General features: G+C 71.9%; 12 protein-coding genes. 9 read left to right on the forward strand and 3 right to left on the reverse strand.

Annotation, left to right across the window (positions count from 1 at the left end; translation table 11 throughout):
• Positions 1-57 precede the first annotated feature (57 nt).
• The 4 genes from ACIQK6_RS16800 (at position 58) to ACIQK6_RS16815 (ending at position 6,503) form a co-directional block, all read left to right on the forward strand.
• The gene (locus ACIQK6_RS16800) at positions 58-339 is read left to right on the forward strand and encodes an acylphosphatase (protein ID WP_030012523.1); all 282 of its coding nucleotides are present in this window, start codon (positions 58-60) and stop codon (positions 337-339) included.
• Between the two features lie 348 nt (positions 340-687).
• Positions 688-906: a hypothetical protein gene (locus ACIQK6_RS16805; protein WP_030012524.1), complete on the forward strand. Its 219-nt coding sequence runs from the start codon at positions 688-690 to the stop codon at positions 904-906.
• A gap of 242 nt (positions 907-1,148) precedes the next feature.
• On the forward strand, positions 1,149-4,886 hold the full coding sequence (locus tag ACIQK6_RS16810; protein WP_402695002.1) for an AAA family ATPase: 3,738 nt from the start codon (positions 1,149-1,151) through the stop codon (positions 4,884-4,886).
• Between the two features lie 183 nt (positions 4,887-5,069).
• The gene (locus tag ACIQK6_RS16815) at positions 5,070-6,503 is read left to right on the forward strand and encodes a sugar porter family MFS transporter (protein WP_329098842.1); all 1,434 of its coding nucleotides are present in this window, start codon (positions 5,070-5,072) and stop codon (positions 6,501-6,503) included.
• A gap of 41 nt (positions 6,504-6,544) precedes the next feature.
• Here ACIQK6_RS16815 and ACIQK6_RS16820 read toward each other — a convergent pair whose 3' ends face one another.
• Together ACIQK6_RS16820 and ACIQK6_RS16825 are read right to left on the reverse strand one after the other, a co-directional pair.
• Positions 6,545-7,531, reverse strand: coding sequence for an LLM class flavin-dependent oxidoreductase (locus ACIQK6_RS16820; protein ID WP_329098841.1), 987 nt, complete (start codon positions 7,529-7,531; stop codon positions 6,545-6,547).
• A gap of 63 nt (positions 7,532-7,594) precedes the next feature.
• Positions 7,595-9,067, reverse strand: coding sequence for a cytosine permease (locus ACIQK6_RS16825; RefSeq protein ID WP_329098840.1), 1,473 nt, complete (start codon positions 9,065-9,067; stop codon positions 7,595-7,597).
• A gap of 144 nt (positions 9,068-9,211) precedes the next feature.
• Here ACIQK6_RS16825 and ftsY point away from each other — a divergent pair, with 144 nt between their 5' ends.
• Positions 9,212-10,429: a signal recognition particle-docking protein FtsY gene (gene ftsY, locus ACIQK6_RS16830; RefSeq protein WP_329098839.1), complete on the forward strand. Its 1,218-nt coding sequence runs from the start codon at positions 9,212-9,214 to the stop codon at positions 10,427-10,429.
• 91 nt (positions 10,430-10,520) lie between these two features.
• On the opposite strand, the gene ACIQK6_RS16835 is transcribed toward ftsY, so the two are convergent.
• Positions 10,521-11,186, reverse strand: coding sequence for a bifunctional DNA primase/polymerase (locus ACIQK6_RS16835; protein ID WP_329098838.1), 666 nt, complete (start codon positions 11,184-11,186; stop codon positions 10,521-10,523).
• A gap of 420 nt (positions 11,187-11,606) precedes the next feature.
• On the opposite strand from ACIQK6_RS16835, the gene ACIQK6_RS16840 reads away from it, so the two are divergent.
• The 4 genes from ACIQK6_RS16840 (at position 11,607) to ACIQK6_RS16855 (ending at position 17,531) form a co-directional block, all read left to right on the forward strand.
• Positions 11,607-13,097, forward strand: coding sequence for a hypothetical protein (locus tag ACIQK6_RS16840; protein ID WP_402695003.1), 1,491 nt, complete (start codon positions 11,607-11,609; stop codon positions 13,095-13,097).
• Between the two features lie 311 nt (positions 13,098-13,408).
• Positions 13,409-14,752, forward strand: a complete 1,344-nt coding sequence (locus ACIQK6_RS16845; RefSeq protein WP_329098837.1) for an ammonium transporter — start codon at positions 13,409-13,411, stop codon at positions 14,750-14,752.
• Positions 14,749-15,087: a P-II family nitrogen regulator gene (locus tag ACIQK6_RS16850; protein WP_030009357.1), complete on the forward strand. Its 339-nt coding sequence runs from the start codon at positions 14,749-14,751 to the stop codon at positions 15,085-15,087. The genes ACIQK6_RS16845 and ACIQK6_RS16850 overlap by 4 nt, the downstream gene beginning before the upstream one ends.
• A 17-nt stretch (positions 15,088-15,104) precedes the next feature.
• Positions 15,105-17,531, forward strand: a complete 2,427-nt coding sequence (locus ACIQK6_RS16855; protein WP_329098836.1) for a [protein-PII] uridylyltransferase — start codon at positions 15,105-15,107, stop codon at positions 17,529-17,531.
• Positions 17,532-17,742: the final 211 nt, after the last annotated feature.

The raw sequence follows: 17,742 nt of genomic DNA on the forward strand, positions 1-17,742 counted from the left end.
CCATGGGGCCAGGGGGGCGATGTGTCCCGAAAGTGCTCGCCCGGTTAGCGTTCACGCATGAACGAAGACGTCCGTCTGACCGCCTGGGTGCGGGGCCGTGTGCAGGGAGTGGGCTTCCGCTGGTTCACCAGGGAGAACGCCTTGGAGATCGGCGGGGTCGTCGGCTTCGCGCTCAACCTCGACGACGGGCGAGTGCAGGTGGTCGCCGAAGGTCAACGTGAGAATTGCCACCGGCTGCTCGACTGGTTGCGCTCCTCCGACACGCCCGGCCGGGTGGACGGAGTGACAGAGATCTGGGGCACACCGCGCGGTGGCTACGACGGATTCGGGATGCGATGACCGATCGACTGATCATGCACTCATCACATCTCTGATCGTCCGCACACGGCCGGAACTGCGGATTCGTCATCGACGCGTTGCCGACGGAGGAGATACGTGGAAGGCTCGAAGGTAAGGATGATCTCCACGACCCTTGCGGGGACCGGGGCGCCCGCCGATACGGGGCGTGATCGTGTTGACCGTCAAACTTTTTGGTGAGACGCTGGAAGCCCCGCGCACCTGAGCTGTTTGGCAGTGTTGGCAGTAGTAAGCGCAGTGACTGTCAGTCGCTGCCGGACATCCGCGGGTGCGATTCCCTCACGACCCACACCGCTTCGGTCGGTCACTCAGTGTGGAGGACCATCCATCATGGCAAAGGCGCTTCTCGGTTACGTCGGCGGTTCCGACCCGCGACTCCTCGCCGAGATGCGACGGCTTCAGCAGCGCGTCCAGGACCTCGAGTCCGAGCTCGTACGGATTCAGTCCGAAAATGACGCGCTGAACGCGGCCGCCGCTCAGCACGACGGAGACTCGCTGCTCGGCAGCATCGACATCGACGTACCCCAGGCGGAGCCTGCGCTCACCTGACCCGCGCTCCACTCGTCGCTCGACTCCAGCCCCGCATGATCTGCAAGGGACGCTTCGGCGTCCCTTCTTTCTTTCCCCGTCCCCTTTCCCCGCCCCCTTTCCCCGCCCGCGTTCCCCGCCCGCGTTCCCCGACCGTTGCGCCACGGACCACAGGGCCAGGTGGGGGGCCTGATCCCATTGGCGTCAGTCGTGCCCACGACCTTCATGGGTGAAACCGAACGCGAAAGGTAGAGTCCGGCGGCGTGCACCTCAAGTCCCTGACCCTGCGTGGCTTCAAATCCTTCGCGTCCGTCACCACCCTGCGCTTCGAGCCCGGAATCACCTGCGTCGTGGGCCCGAACGGTTCCGGCAAGTCCAATGTGGTGGACGCGCTGTCCTGGGTCATGGGGGAACAGGGGGCCAAGTCCCTGCGCGGCGGGAAGATGGAAGACGTCATCTTCGCCGGGACCACCGGGCGTCCGCCGCTCGGACGGGCGGAGGTGTCCCTGACGATCGACAACTCCGACGGCGCGCTGCCCATCGACTACGCCGAAGTCACCATCACCCGGATCATGTTCCGCGGCGGCAGCAGCGAATACCAGATCAACGGCGACACCTGCCGCCTGCTCGACATCCAGGAACTGCTCTCCGACTCCGGCATCGGCCGCGAGATGCACGTCATCGTCGGGCAGGGCCAGCTGGACTCCGTACTGCACGCCGATCCCATGGGCCGCCGCGCCTTCATCGAGGAGGCGGCCGGCGTGCTCAAGCACCGCAAGCGCAAGGAGAAGGCGCTGCGGAAGCTGGACGCGATGCAGGCCAATCTCGCGCGCGTCCAGGACCTGGGCGACGAGCTGCGGCGCCAGCTCAAGCCCCTGGGACGGCAGGCGGCGGTCGCCCGGCGCGCGGCCGTGATCCAGGCGGACCTGCGCGACGCGCGGCTGCGGCTGCTCGCCGACGACCTGGTCGTACTGCGGCGCGCCCTCGACGCCGAGATCGCGGACGAGGCGGCGCTCAAGGAGCGCAAGGAGGCCGCCGAGGCCCAGCTCGCGGGCGCCGTGCGGCGCGAGGCGGAGCTGGAGGAGGCGGTACGGGAGCTCGTGCCGCGGCTGCAGCGGGCGCAGCAGACCTGGTACGAGCTGTCGCAGCTCGCCGAACGCGTCCGGGGGACCGCCTCCTTGGCGGACGCGCGGGTCAAGAGCGCCTCGGCGCCGGCCGAGGAGGAACGGCGCGGCCGCGACCCCGAGGAGTTGGAGCGGGAGGCCGCACGGATCCGCGAGCAGGAGGCGGAACTGACGGCGGCTCTGGAAGCGGCCTCGCGGGCGCTGGAGGACACGGCCGAGCACCGGGCGGAGCTGGAGCGGGCGCTGGCCGAGGAGGAACGCCGACTGCGGGACGCCGCGCGGGCCGTCGCCGACCGGCGCGAGGGACTGGCCCGGCTGACCGGGCGGCTGGGCGCGGCCCGCTCCCGTGCGGGAGCGGCGCAGGCCGAGATCGACCGGCTCGTCGCGGCGAGGGACGCGGCGCAGACCCGGGCCGCCGCCGCGCAGGAAGAGTACGAGGCGCTGGCCGAGGAGGTCGGCGGGCTCGACGACCCGTCGGCCGACACGGACCACGAGAGCGCACGGGAGGGGCTGGCGCGGGCGGAGGCGGAACTGTCCGCTGCCCGGGAGGAGCTGTCCGGGGCGGAACGCTCCCGGGCGGCCGTCTCGGCGCGCCGGGACGCCCTGGCGCTGGGACTGCGCCGCAAGGACGGTACGGGCGCACTGCTCGCGGCGCGGGAGCGGCTGGCGGGGCTGCTGGGACCAGCGGCGCAGCGGCTGTCGGTGACCCCGGGCTATGAGGTCGCCGTCGCCGCCGCACTGGGCTCGGCCGCGGACGCGCTGGCGGTGGCCTCACCGGGCGCGGCGGCCGAGGCGATCCGCCACCTCCGCGAGGCGGACGCGGGCCGCGCCACCCTGCTGATCGCCCCGGTGGCACCCGCCTTCCCGGGCCAGGCCGCGGCCGGACCCGCGGCCGAAGCTGCTGACAGGGCCGGCGGAGCGGGATCCGGGGGCGGGGTCCCCCACCCGGCACCCTCCCGGGACGGAGATCTGCCCTCCCACGCACGCGCACCGCAGCTGCCGGCGAACGTGGGTGCGTCCGCCCCGGCATCGGCATCGACTCCGGAGCAGCTCGAGGGCGGCGGACCGGCAAGCGCCCCCGTCTCCGCCGCGGGGCTGGTCGGCGGGGACGCGCAGGTGCGGCGGGCCGTGGAGTGGGTGCTGCGGGACCACGTCGTGGTCGGGACCCTCGACGAGGCCGAGGCGCTGGTCGCGGAGCGGCCCGACGCGGTGGCCGTGACCCTCGACGGCGATGTGCTCGGGACGCACCTCGCGCACGGCGGCTCCGCCGGGGCGCCCAGCCTGATCGAAGTGCAGGCGGCCGTCGACGAGGCCGCGGGCGAGCTGACCCGGTTGGGCGTGCGGTGTGAGGAGCTCACCGAGGCCCGGGCGGCCGCCCACACGCGCCGCCAGGACGCGGTCGCCCTGGTGGACGAGCTCGCCGAGCGGCGGCGCGCCGCGGAAGCGGCCCGGGCCGGGGTGGCCCAGCAGCTCGGGCGGCTCGCCGGGCAGGCGAAGGGCGCCGCGGGCGAGGCCGAACGCAGCGCCGCCGCCGCGGCCCGGGCCCAGGACGCCCTGGAGCAGGCTCTGGCCGAGGTGGAGGAGTGCGCGGAGCAGCTCGCGACCGCCGAGGAGGTGCCGGTGGACGAGGAGCCGGACGGTTCCGGGCGGGACCGGCTCGCGGCCGACGGCGCCAATGCCCGGCAGACCGAGATGGAGGCCCGGCTGCAGCTGAGGACCCTTGAAGAGCGGGTCAAGGGGCTGGCCGGACGGGCGGATTCGCTCGACCGGGCGGCCCGTTCGGAACGCGAGACCCGGACCCGCGCCGAGCGGCGCCGGGCCCGGCTGCGCCACGAGGCGGAGGTGGCCCGCGCGGTGGCCGACGGGTCCCGGCAGCTCCTCGCGCACGTGGAGGTGTCGCTCGGCAGGGCCGATGAGGAGCGGGTGGCGGCCGAACGGGCGAAGGGACTCGCCGAGCGGGAGCTCGGCGAGGCGCGCAACCGCGGCCGGGAGCTGAAGGGGGAGCTGGACAAGCTCACCGACTCGGTCCACCGCGGCGAGGTGCTCGGGGCCGAGCAGCGGCTGCGCATCGAGGCGCTGGAAGCCAAGTCGCTGGAGGAGTACGGCATGGCCGCCGCCGGGCTGGTCGCGGAGTACGGCCCCGACCAGCCGGTTCCCCCGTCCCCGGCCGCCGAGGGCGAGGTGCTGCCGGAGGACCCACAGGATCCGCGCAACCGGCCCGGGCCCTTCGTGCGGGCGCAACAGGAGAAGCGGCTCAAGGCCGCCGAGCGCGCCTACCAGCAGCTCGGCAAGGTCAACCCGCTCGCGCTGGAGGAGTTCGCGGCGTTGGAGGAGCGCCACCAGTTCCTCAGCGAGCAGCTGGAGGATCTCCGTAAGACGAGGGCCGATCTCCTTCAAGTCGTGAAGGAGGTCGACCAGCGCGTCGAGCAGGTCTTCACCGAGGCCTACCGGGATACGGCCCGGGAGTTCGAGGGGGTGTTCTCGCGCCTGTTCCCCGGCGGCGAGGGCCGACTGATCCTCACCGACCCCGACAACATGCTCACCACCGGCATCGACGTCGAGGCCCGTCCGCCGGGCAAGAAGGTCAAGCGGCTGTCGCTGCTCTCGGGCGGCGAGCGCTCGCTGACCGCCGTGGCCCTGCTGGTGTCCATCTTCAAGGCGCGCCCCAGCCCGTTCTACGTGATGGACGAGGTCGAGGCCGCGCTCGACGACACCAATCTGCAGCGGCTCATCCGGATCATGGAGGAGCTGCAGGAGAGCTCCCAGCTGATCGTCATCACCCACCAGAAGCGGACGATGGAGGTCGCGGACGCGCTCTACGGCGTCTCGATGCAGGGGGACGGGGTCTCCAAGGTCATCAGCCAGCGGCTGCGTTGAGACCCGCACTTTCAAGAAGTGAATTCAATGGCGGCAATCTCCCGGACATGTGAGTTTCACGCCAAGTATTGACTTCAGAAGCTGAACGCATAGGCTCACTCCGCTGTCTCCCGGCTTCGAGTGGTGCCCGATCTTGAACTGTGCGCCACTGTGAGGACGGACAAAAAACCCACGGAGCACACCTTGACCAGCAGCACATCGCGGGCCTCGGCGCCGGGCGGCGGATCCTCGCCCCAGCCCGAGCACCTCGGCCACGTCATCTTCATCGCCGCGGCCGCGGCGATGGGCGGCTTCCTCTTCGGGTACGACAGTTCCGTCATCAACGGCGCGGTCGTCGCCATCCGCGACCGCTTCGACGTCGGCTCGGCCGCGCTCGCCCAGGTGATCGCTGCGGCGCTGATCGGCTGCGCCATCGGAGCCGCCACCGCGGGCCGCCTCGCCGACCGGATCGGCCGTATCCGCTGCATGCAGATCGCGTCCGTCCTGTTCACCGCGAGCGCCATCGGTTCGGCCCTCCCGTTCGCCCTCTGGGACCTCGCCATGTGGCGGGTGATCGGCGGCTTCGGCATCGGCATGGCCTCCGTCATCGGCCCCGCCTACATCGCCGAGGTCTCCCCGCCCGCCTACCGCGGCCGGCTCGCCTCCTTCCAGCAGGCGGCCATCGTCATCGGCATCGCCGTCTCGCAGCTGGTCAACTGGGCGATCCTTAACCTCGCGGGCGGTGACCAGCGCGGTGAAATCGGCGGACTCGAGGCCTGGCAGTGGATGCTCGGCGTGATGGTCGTGCCGGCCGTGCTCTACGGCCTGCTGTCCTTCGTCATCCCGGAGTCCCCGCGCTTCCTCGTATCGGTCGGCCGCACGGAGAAGGCCAAGGAGGTCCTGCGCGAGGTCGAGGGCTCCGGCATCGACGCCGACGCCCGCATCCGCGAGATCGACCACTCCATGCGCTCCGAGGTGAAGTCCACCTTCAAGGACCTGCTCGGCGGCCGCTTCGGATTCCTGCCCATCGTCTGGGTCGGCATCGGCCTCTCCGTCTTCCAGCAGCTGGTCGGCATCAATGTGATCTTCTACTACAGCTCCTCGCTGTGGCAGTCGGTCGGCATCGACGCGAGCTCCTCGTTCCTGTACTCGTTCGAGACCTCGGTCGTGAACATCATCGGTACGGTCATCGCGATGATCTTCGTGGACCGGCTCGGCCGCAAGCCGCTCGCCCTCATCGGCTCCGTGGGCATGGCACTGTCGCTGGGGACGGCGGCCTGGGCGTTCTCGTACAAGTCCGGGGTCGGCGACGACATCACGCTGCCGCACGCGCAGGGCATCACCGCCCTGGTCGCGGCCAACCTCTTCGTCCTCTTCTTCGCCCTCTCCTGGGGCGTGGTGGTCTGGGTGCTGCTGGGCGAGATGTTCCCCGGCCGCATCCGCGCCGCCGCCCTCGGTGTGGCCGCGGCGGCCCAGTGGATCGCCAACTGGGCCATCACCGTCACGTTCCCGTCGCTCTCGGACTGGAACCTCTCGGGCGCCTACATGATCTACACGTTCTTCGCTCTGCTCTCGATCCCGTTCATCCTCAAGTGGGTGCCGGAGACCAAGGGCAAGGCGCTGGAGGAGATGGGGTAACCACCCCCGCCAACGCCCCTTCTCCTCGATGCTGCCCCGGCTCAGTCCTTGAGCCGGGGCAGTACCTGTTCGCAGAGCAGGTGCAGGCTCCGCCAGCCCTCGTCCAGCGGCATCCCGCCGCACAGCGGGTGCAGGACCAGGTTCCCCGCCTCGCCCGCGGCCCGGCCGTACGCGACCGCCTCGTCCGGGGTGAGGACGCGGTACACGCCCTCCGCGCGCAGCTCCGCCACCGAGCGCGCGGTCGACCGTACGGCGCTGCGGATGTCCTTGGACTGCCAGGACGCGTACGTGCCCGCCTCGTGCAGGAAGCGCCCGCCGTGCTCCGCCCAGACCCGGTCCGGGTCCTCCGCGACGTGCAGCAGCGGGGTCTCGGCCGCCGGCATCATGCAGAAGCCCTCCGTGCCGTACTCCGCCAGCCGCGCGGTGTAGTACGCCGCGAGCTCCGGCAGGTGCGCGCTGGGGAAGAAGGGCAGCCCCAGTCGGGCGGCGCGGCGGGCCGCGGCCTCGGAGCTGCCGCCGACCAGCAGCAGCGGGTGCGGCCGGGTGAACGGTGTCGGGGTGACCCGTACCGTACGGCCGCGGAACTCGAAGGGCTCGCCGGTCCACGCCTTCAGCAGGGTCTCCAGCAGCTCGTCCTGGAGCCGGCCGCGCCGGCCCCACTCCACGCCGTGCTGCTCGTACTCCTCGGGCCGGTAGCCGATGCCCGCCACCGTCACCAGGCGGCCGCCGCTCAGGAGGTCGAGGACGGCGATGTCCTCGGCGACCTTCAGCGGGTCGTACAGCGGGCCGATGATCGCCGAGACGGTGACCGCGATCCGGCGCGTCGCGCCGAAGACCGCGCCCGCGAAGGCGAAGGGGGAGGGCAGCCAGTTGTTGTCGGTGCCGTGGTGCTCCTCGGTCTGGACGGTGTCGATCCCGCGGTCGTCCGCGTACCGGGCCATCTCCAGCGCCGCCTTGTAGCGGGCGGAGAGCGACTCGGGGGTGCCGTTCGGGTCGACGAGATTGAACCGGGCCACGGTGATGGGCATGGATGAGTCCCCCTTCGCCGGATGTGGGTGGGCGGGCGAAGGGGGACGTTAGCTGACGTGGCGTCAGTTGGACAGGGATCCGGCGGGCTCGTGCTCCCCGGCCGCGGCCGGCTCCACCGCCTCCACCGGCTCCACCGGCGTCGTGCGCGGCAGTACGGCGTACAGCGCGGCCGAGGTGAGGATGCCCGCCGCCCAGCCCAGGCCGTTCTCTCCGATCCAGGTGGAGGCGAGCGGTCCGGCGAACCAGTCCACCTTGGTGAACAGCAGGCCCACGACGAGGGCGAGGGCCCAGGCGGTCATCGCCTGCCAGGCGAAGCCGCCCTTGTACCAGTAGGCGCTGGTCCGCGTGGTGTCCAGCAGCGCGGGGCCGTCGTAGGTCGTGCGGTGCAGCATGTCCACGCCGAAGACGCCGATCCAGGCGGAGAACGCCACGGCCAGCAGGGTCAGGAAGGAGATGAACGAGCCGAAGAAGCTGGTGGCGACCACCATCAGCAGGAACCCGAAGACCAGGCTGATGATCGCATTGACGCTGACGGCCGCGGCCCGCGGGACCTTGATGCCCAGGGTCTGCGCGGTGAACCCGGCCGAGTACATCGACATCGAGTTGATCAGCAGCATGCCGACGAGTGCGATGAGCAGGTACGGGACCGCGATCCAGGTCGGGAGCAGCTCGCCGATGAAGGACACCGGATCCTGGGCCGTGGCCAGGTCCGGAGTCCCGACGGCCATCACCGCGCCCATCAGGACCATCGGGAGCACGACCACGCCGGCGCCGCCGATCGTCGCGCCGACCATGCCCTTGGAGGAGGCGGTGCGCGGCAGGTAGCGGGTGAAGTCGGGTCCCGAGGGCACCCAGCTGATGCCGCCGGCCGCGATCGTACCGATGCCGGCGATCATCATCGCGCTGGAGCCGGCCGGCTTGTCGAAGACGGCGGACCAGTCGGTGGTGAAGACCAGGTACCCGAGGACGAGCACGCTGAACGCGCCGAAGAGGTACGTCGACCACGTGGAGCAGACGCGCAGGGCGTTGATGCCGAGGCCCGAGACCACGAAGGTGCAGCCCACGAAGAACAGCAGGGTGACGACGATGAGCGGGGTGCTGCTGCGGACCCCGAACAGCAGGTCGAGCACGGTCAGTACGGCATAGGCGCCGCTGACCGCGTTGATGGTCTCCCAGCCCCAGCGGGCCACCCAGATCAGGGCGCCCGGGAAGAGGTTGCCGCGCTGCCCGAACACCGCCCGCGACAGGGCCATGCCGGGGGCGCCGCCGCGCTTGCCCGCGATGGATATCAGGCCGACGATCCCGTACGAGAGGACCGGTGCGGCGACCGCGACGACGAGCACCTGCCAGATGTTGAGCTTGTTGAAGATCACCAAACCCGCGCCCATGGTCAGCAGCAGCACGCTGATGTTGGCGGCGACCCAGGTGGGTACGAGCTCGCGGACCCGGCCGCCGCGCTCGCTGTCCGGGACGGGTTCCAGACCGCGGGTCTCGATCGCGGTTTCGGCTGCGCCGTCGGCGGGCTCGGCAGGCATGCGATTGCTCCGTTGGGGAGGTTATGAGGGGAAGTCGTTCATCATCATGGATTTGCTGCTAAAACCACAAACCACGGCTTACGTCCCGGTCCGCGCGCGCAGGTTCCCGGCTCCGGGGTGGCCGTGTCCGATACTGGTGGGGTTATGGACATCCTCATCCTTGCTGTAGTCATCGCCCTGGTTGCGGTCGGTGTGATCAGCGGGCTCGTGGTCAGCAGCCGCAAGAAGAAGCAGCTGCCGCCGCCGGCACCGCCGAGCACGCCGACCATCACTGCCCCGCCTGCCGAGCCGCAGGTGGGGGAGGACGCCGTAGAGACGGCGGAAGAGCCGCGCCGCACGATCGAGGAGGTCGGACTCCCGGAGGCCGCAGCTCCGGCCCCGGCACCGGTAGCCGAACCCGTGCCCGCGGCCCCGGCCGCGCCCGAGATCGAGGTGCCCGCGCCCACCGCCGGCCGCCTGATCCGGCTGCGCGCCCGCCTGGCCCGGTCGCAGAACTCCCTCGGCAAGGGGCTGCTCACGCTGCTCTCCCGGGAGCACCTCGACGAGGACACCTGGGAGGAGATCGAGGAGACCCTCCTCGTCGCCGACGTCGGTGTCGTGCCGACCCAGGAGCTCGTGGACCGGCTCCGCGAGCGGGTCAAGGTGCTCGGCACCCGAACCCCGGCGGACCTGCGCGCCCTGCTCAAGGAGGAGCTGCTGACCTTGGTCGGCACCGACTTCGACCGCGTCGTGAAGACGGAGAGCGGCGAGGACACCCCGGGCGTGATCATGGTCGTCGGTGTCAACGGCACCGGCAAGACCACCACCACCGGCAAGCTGGCCCGGGTGCTCGTCGCCGACGGCCGCAGCGTGGTGCTCGGCGCGGCCGACACCTTCCGCGCCGCCGCCGCCGACCAGCTGCAGACCTGGGGCGAGCGCGTCGGCGCCCGTACCGTGCGCGGCCCCGAGGGCGGTGACCCGGCCTCGATCGCCTACGACGCGGTCAAGGAGGGCATCGCCGAGGGCGCCGACGTGGTGCTCATCGACACCGCGGGCCGTCTGCACACCAAGACCGGCCTGATGGACGAGCTCGGCAAGGTCAAGCGCGTCGTGGAGAAGCACGGTCCGCTGGACGAGATCCTGCTGGTCCTGGACGCCACCACCGGGCAGAACGGCCTGACCCAGGCCCGCGTCTTCGCCGAGGTCGTGGACATCACCGGCATCGTGCTGACCAAGCTCGACGGCACGGCCAAGGGCGGCATCGTCGTCGCCGTCCAGCGCGAACTGGGCGTACCGGTCAAGCTCATCGGCCTCGGCGAGGGTCCGGACGACCTGGCGCCCTTCGAGCCGGAGGCGTTCGTGGACGCCCTGATCGGCGACTGACCGCCGTCCCGCACGGACACCGGTGCCCCCGCGTTCCACCGGAACGCGGGGGCACCGTCATGCGTGGCTCCGGTGTGCTTCCGGAGCGCGACTACCGCCGGAAGCGGTGGCAGATGTACGCGAGGGTCCCCAGCAGCAGCCTGGCCTGCGGCGGGCCACCGGCACAGTCGAGCGCGGGCGGCCGCAGCCAGCCGACCTGACCGAGCCCGGCGCGGTCGGAGGGCGGGGCCGTCACGAACGCGCCGTGGCCCAGGGCCCGCAGGTCGAGATCGGCGTCGTCCCAGCCCATCCGGTACAGCAACTGCGGCAGTTCGACAGCCGCTCCCGGGGCCACGAAGAACTGCGCCCGGCCGTCGGCGGTAGCGATGACCGGGCCGAGCGGCAGGCCCATCCGCTCCAGCCGCACCAGCGCGCGCCGCCCGGCCTCCTCGGAGACCTCGATGACGTCGAAGACGCGGCCCACGGGGAGCAGTACGGCGCCCGGGTACTCGCTCCAGGCCTCGGTGACCTCGTCCAGAGTGGCCCCGGCCGGGACCGTGGGGGCGAAGGCCAGGGGATGCGCCCCGGGTTCGGGGCACGTCCTGTCCCCGCAGGAGCAGTCGCGGGCGGGGGCCGCAGCGCGGGCGCCGGGGACCACGTCCCAACCCCACAGCCCGGTGTACTCCGCCACCGCCGTGCACTCCGAGGTACGGCCGCGGCGCCGGGTGCCGGAGCGGAACTCCTTGGTGCTGCGGCTGCCGCCGATCGTGAAGCCCATGCCCATGCCCCCTCCAACGGGTCGGACGTGCCGGTGGTTACGAAGCCGGTGCGACGACCTCGGCGGAACCTCTGCCCGCCGTCCCGCCGCGGGGTGTTCTCCGATGCCACCCGGCGCACTCCTCGCCGCGCGCGCCCCGAGCGCACTCCAGTCCAACGGATCCGCTTTCACCTCGGTGTCAAGTGAATCGCGCCTGGCCGGTGGCTAGTTCATTCGAAGGGGTGGCGAATGGTGGCGTTTCTGGAATCAACCTCGCCGCAGGGGTGATCGTAGGATTACTTTCGGTACGCGAAACCGAAGGCGACCCATCCGTGGGTATGCCGAAGGCAATATGTGAAGGACCTGTGAAGGTCCATGGTGGCGCCCGGCGTCCCGGCCAAGGTTTCGTGTGGAAGATGCTGAGCGGATGGGGGCGTTCCAGTGAGCGGCAACGGCGCAAGCGGAACGATCGAGGATGCTGCTGCGCGCAACGAACAGCTGACCTCGTGGTTCGTCCGCAGCGGCTGGTCCAAGGGCGAACTCGCCCGGCAAGTCAACCGCCGGGCGCGCCAGATGGGTGCCCACCACATCAGCACGGACACCTCCCGGGTGCGTCGCTGGCTCGACGGCGAACAGCCGCGCGAACCCGTCCCGCGCATCCTGTCCGAGCTGTTCTCCGAGCGCTTCGGCTCCGTCGTCGCCATCGAGCAGCTCGGCCTGCGCACCGCCCACCAGACCCCCTCCGTCTCCGGGGTCGACCTGCCCTGGGCCGGCCCGCAGACCGTCGAACTGCTCGGCGAGTTCTCCCGCAGCGACCTGATGCTGGCGCGCCGCGGCTTCCTCGGGACCTCGCTCGCCCTCTCCGCCGGCCCCGCCCTCATCGAGCCCATGCAGCGCTGGCTCGTCCCGGCACCGGCCGCCGACCCGGGCCCGCGCGGGGCGGGGCCGACGGGCGCCCTCGGCGGCCACCGCCCGCCCCGGCTCTCCGCACCGGAACTCGACCTCCTCGACGCCACCACCGTCATGTTCCGCCAGTGGGACGCCCAGTGCGGCGGCGGACTCCGCCGCAAGGCCGTCGTGGGCCAGCTCCACGAGGTCACCGACCTGCTCCAGGAGAACCACCCCGCCCCGGTCATGAAGCGGCTCTTCAAGGTCGCCGCCGAACTGGCCGAACTGGCCGGCTGGATGAGCTACGACATCGGTCTGCACCCCACCGCGCAGAAGTACTTCGTGCTCGCCCTGCACGCCGCCAAGGAGGGCGGCGACAAGCCGCTCGGCTCGTACATCCTCTCCAGCATGAGCCGCCAGATGATCCACCTGGGCCGCCCCGAGGACGCCCTGGAACTCATCCACCTCGCGCAGTACGGCAGCCGCGACTGCGCCGGCCCGCGCACCCAGGCCATGCTGTATGCGATGGAGGCCCGCGCGTACGCCAACATGGGTCAGCCCAGCCGCTGCAAGCGGGCCGTGCGGATGGCCGAGGACACCTTCTCCGACGTCGGCTTCGCGGGCGAGCCCGAACCCGACTGGATCCGCTTCTTCTCCCAGGCCGAGCTGTACGGCGAGAACTCCCACTCGTACCGGGACCTGGCCTATGTGGCCGGGCGCAGCCCCATGTACGCCTCCCTCGCCGAGCCCGTCATGGAACGGGCCGTCGAACTCTTCGAGAAGGACGAGGTGCACCAGCGCTCCTACGCCCTCAACCTCATCGGCATGGCCACCGTCCACCTGCTCCAGCGCGAGCCCGAGCAGGCCGTGGCCCTCGTCGACCGGGCCCTCGACGTGGCGGGAAAGGTGCGGTCCGAACGGGTGAACACCCGCCTGCGCAAGACCGTAGACACCGCCGCCCGTGAGTACGGCGACGTCGCCGAGGTGGTCCGGCTCACCGACCACCTCGCTTCCCGGCTCCCCGAAGCCGCGGAGGCCGTCTGACGGCCCGCGCGGCCACCCCCGAGGCCCCGGCCGCGGCAGTCACCCCGTGAAGCCCGATCAGGCTCCCCCAGCCAGGACATCCGGGTACTGCCGCGGCCGGCTTTCGTGATCCACCTGTTCATTGACGCGTAACACGCCCGCCCTCTTCGTCACGGGCGCGAAACACCGAGCGGCGCCGCCGGAAACCGGCCTGCGCGAATCTCGGGGTCATTAACCGGCCAGCCTCCCCAGCCCGGCCGGACACCCCTTTTACGCCGCTCAGGTTTTCACGATCGCCCGCACGCGAACGTACCGACGACGAGGAGACGCCGATGGCATCAGCCATCACGACCCTCGCAGCAGACGCCCCGACGCTGTCTGCCGCGAACACCGGGTTCATGCTCATCTGCTCCGCCCTGGTCATGCTGATGACCCCGGGACTCGCCTTCTTCTACGGAGGCATGGTCCGCGTCAAGAGCAGCCTCAACATGCTGATGATGAGCTTCATCAGCCTCGGGATCGTCACGATCCTGTGGGTCCTCTACGGCTTCAGCCTCGCCTTCGGCACCGACTCCGGCTCCCTCATCGGCTGGAACTCCGACTACGTCGGCCTCAGCGGCATCGGGATCACCGAGCTGTGGGACGGCTACACGATCCCGGTCTACGTCTTCGCCGTCTTCCAGCTGATGTTCGCCATCATCACCCCCGCCCTGATCAGCGGTGCCCTGGCCGACCGAGTGAAGTTCGGCGCCTGGGTCCTGTTCACCGCCCTGTGGGTCACCGTCGTCTACTTCCCCGTCGCCCACTGGGTCTGGGGCGCCGGCGGCTGGCTCTTCGAGCTCGGCGTCATCGACTTCGCGGGCGGCACCGCCGTCCACATCAACGCCGGCGCCGCCGCCCTCGGCGTGATCCTCGTCATCGGCAAGCGCGTCGGCTTCAAGAAGGACCCGATGCGCCCGCACAGCCTCCCCCTCGTGATGCTCGGCGCCGGCCTCCTGTGGTTCGGCTGGTTCGGCTTCAACGCGGGCTCCTGGCTCGGCAACGACGACGGCGTCGGCGCGGTCATGTTCGTCAACACCCAGGTCGCCACCGCCGCCGCCATGCTCGCCTGGCTCGGCTACGAGAAGCTGCGCCACGGCTCCTTCACCACCCTGGGCGCCGCCTCCGGCGCGGTCGCCGGCCTCGTCGCCATCACCCCCTCGGGCGGTGCGGTCAGCCCGCTCGGCGCGATCGCCATCGGTGTCATCGCCGGTCTGCTCTGCGCCATGGCCGTCGGCCTCAAGTACAAGTTCGGCTACGACGACTCGCTCGACGTGATCGGCGTCCACCTCGTCGGCGGCGTGGTCGGCTCCCTGCTCGTCGGCCTCTTCGCCACCGGCGGGGTCCAGTCCGACGTGGCCGGCCTCTTCTACGGCGGCGGTCTGGAACAGCTCGGCAAGCAGGCCGTCGGAGTCTTCGCCGTCCTCGCCTACTCTCTGGTGGCATCGGCGCTCCTCGCCCTCCTCCTCGACAAGACGATCGGGATGCGGGTGTCCGAGGACGACGAGGTCGCCGGTATCGACCAGGTCGAGCACGCCGAGACGGCCTACGACTTCAGCGGAGCCGGCGGCGGAGCCGCCTCGCGGACCCCCATCGCACCCGCCCCCTCCGCCGCGAGCAAGAAGGTTGACGCATGAAGCTGATCACCGCGATCGTCAAGCCGCACAAGCTGGACGAGATCAAGGAAGCCCTCCAGGCCTTCGGAGTGCAGGGACTGACCGTCACCGAGGCCAGCGGCTACGGCCGCCAGCGCGGCCACACCGAGGTCTACCGCGGCGCCGAGTACCAGGTCGACCTCGTCCCCAAGATCCGCATCGAGGTACTGGTCGACGACTCCGACGCCGAGGAACTGATCCGGGTGATCGTCAGCGCGGCGGCCACCGGAAAGATCGGTGACGGCAAGGTGTGGAGCGTCCCCGTGGACTCGGTCGTACGGGTCCGCACCGGCGAGCGCGGCGCTGACGCGCTCTAGGTGACGGGAGCTCCCGGGTGACGAGCGTCGAAGAGAACACGGACCACACGGCCGACCCGGGAGCCAGCGGATACGCCGCGGCCCGGCTGCGACTCCTCCAGGAGGAGTCGCAGTCCGGGCCTTCGCGCCGTTCCGCCCTGGCCGGGCTGACCGACGCATGGCTGAACGACCTGTTCACGACCGCCGTACGGGAGACGGGGGTCCGCGGCGCCACGCTGGTGGCCGTCGGCGGCTACGGGCGCGCCGAACTCTCCCCGCGCAGCGACCTCGACCTGGTGCTGCTGCACGACGGCAAGACCGATCCGCGGGCACTGGGCGCGCTGGCCGACCGCCTCTGGTACCCGGTCTGGGACCTCGGCCTCGCCCTCGACCACTCGGTACGGACCCCCGGCGAGGCCCGCCGGACCGCGGCCGAGGACCTCAAGGTGCACCTCGGCCTACTGGACGCCCGCACCGTCGCCGGCGACGCCGGACTCCTCGCCGGCCTGCGCACCTCCGTACTGGCCGACTGGCGCAACCAGGCGGCCACGAGGCTCCCGGAACTGCACTCCCTGTGCCGCGAGCGGGCCGAGCGGGCCGGGGAACTGCGCTTCCTGCTCGAACCCGACCTCAAGGAGGCCCGCGGCGGCCTGCGCGACGCCACCGCGTTGCGGGCGGTCGCCGCGTCCTGGCTGGCCGACGCCCCGCGCGAGGGCCTCGCCGAGGCCCGGCGGCGGCTCCTGGACGCCCGGGACGCCCTGCACCTGGTCACCGGCCGGGCCACCGACCGGCTCTCCCTCCAGGAACAGGACCAGGTCGCGGCCCGGCTCGGACTCCTCGACGCGGACGCGCTGCTGCGCGAGGTGTACGAGGCCGCGCGCGTCGTCGCCTACGCCGGTGACGTGACCTGGCGGGAGGTCGGGCGCGTTCTGCGGGCGCGCGCCGCCCGCCCCAGGCTGCGCGGACTGCTCGGCACCCGCGGGGACCGGGCCGCCGCGCGGGCACCCCTGGCCGAAGGCGTGGTGGAGTCCGACGGCGAGGCCGTACTGGCCCTGGCCGCGCGCCCCGACCGCGATCCCGTACTCGCCCTGCGGTTCGCCGCGGCCGCCGCGCAGGCGGGCCTGCCCGTCTCCCTGCACGCCGTACGCAGGCTCGCGGCGCAGGGGAAACCGCTGCCGGTGCCCTGGCCGGCCGAGGCCCGCGAGCAGCTGCTGACCCTGCTGGGGGCGGGGGAGCCGATGGTGGCCGTGTGGGAGGCCCTGGAAGCCGAGGGCCTGATCAGCCGGTTGCTCCCGGACTGGGAGCGGGTGCGCTGCCGCCCCCAGCGCAATCCCGTCCACACCTGGACGGTGGACCGGCACCTGATCGAGACGGCGGTGCGGGCTTCCTCCCTCACCCGCCGGGTCGGCCGCCCCGACCTGCTGCTGATGGCCGCGCTCCTGCACGACATCGGCAAGGGCTGGCCGGGAGACCACTCGGTGGCCGGCGAGACCATCGCCCGCGACGTCGCCGCCCGCGTCGGCTTCGACCCGCACGACGTCGCCGTGCTCGGGGCGCTCGTACGCCACCACCTGCTGCTGATCGACACCGCCACCCGGCGCGACCTGGACGACCCGGCCACGGTCCGCGCGGTCGCCGACGCCGTCGGCTCGGTGGGCACGCTGGAAATACTGCACGCCCTGACCGAGGCGGACGCCCTGGCCACCGGGCCGGCGGCGTGGAGCGCGTGGCGGGGATCGCTCGTGGCGGACCTCGTCGCGCGGGTCGCCGCCGTACTGCGCGGCACGGCCCCGGCGGCCGGAGAACCGGAGATCCCGAGCACCGAACAGGAACGCCTGGCGATGGAGGCCCTGCGCACCGGGGAGCCGGTCCTGGCGCTCCAGGCCCGCCAGGAGGACGACGCGGTCGGCGTGGACCTCGTCGTCGCCGTCCCCGACCAGCCGGGGGTCCTCCCGGCGGTGGCCGGGGTCCTGGCCCTGCACCGGCTCACGGTACGGGCGGCCGACCTGCGCTCCATGGAGCTCCCGGACCGCCTCGGCGAGGTCCTGGTACTGCGCTGGCGGGTGGCGGCGGAGTACGGCGCGCTGCCGCAGGCCGCCCGGCTCCGTACCGACCTGGTCCGCGCCCTGGACGGTTCGCTGGACGTCCCGGCGAAGCTTGCCGACCGCGAGGCAGCCTATCCGCGCCGGCGCGGGGTGGTCCCGCCGCCGCCCCGGGTCACGGTGGTTCCGGACGTGTCCTCCCTGGCCACGGTCCTGGAGGTGCGCGCGCCGGACGCGGTGGGCCTGCTGCACCGGATCGGCCGGGCGCTGGAGTCCCGGGGGGTTCGGGTCCGCAGCGCGCACGTCTCCACACTGGGCGCGAACGCGGTGGACACGCTGTACGTGACCACCCCCGAGGGCAAACCCCTCGACCCGGCGGAGGCGACGGCCCTGGCCGGCCTGGTGGCGTCGGCCCTGGCGTAGCCGGATGGGGCGCCTCAATCGCCGGCGGGGCTGGAAGATCCAGCCCCGCCGGCGATTGAGGCGCGGGGTCCGGGGCGGAGCACCGGGAAACGGTGAAAGGGCGGGGCGGGGAGAAGCTCCGCGCAGCGGCAGACCCGCACCAGGAGCAGGCAGGTCCCCGGATGGGGGAAGGGCCCGATACCCTGGGGGACGACCACAACGCCCCCGACCC

Source organism: Streptomyces sp. NPDC091682, from assembly GCF_044756625.1.
GTDB lineage: Bacteria > Actinomycetota > Actinomycetes > Streptomycetales > Streptomycetaceae > Streptomyces.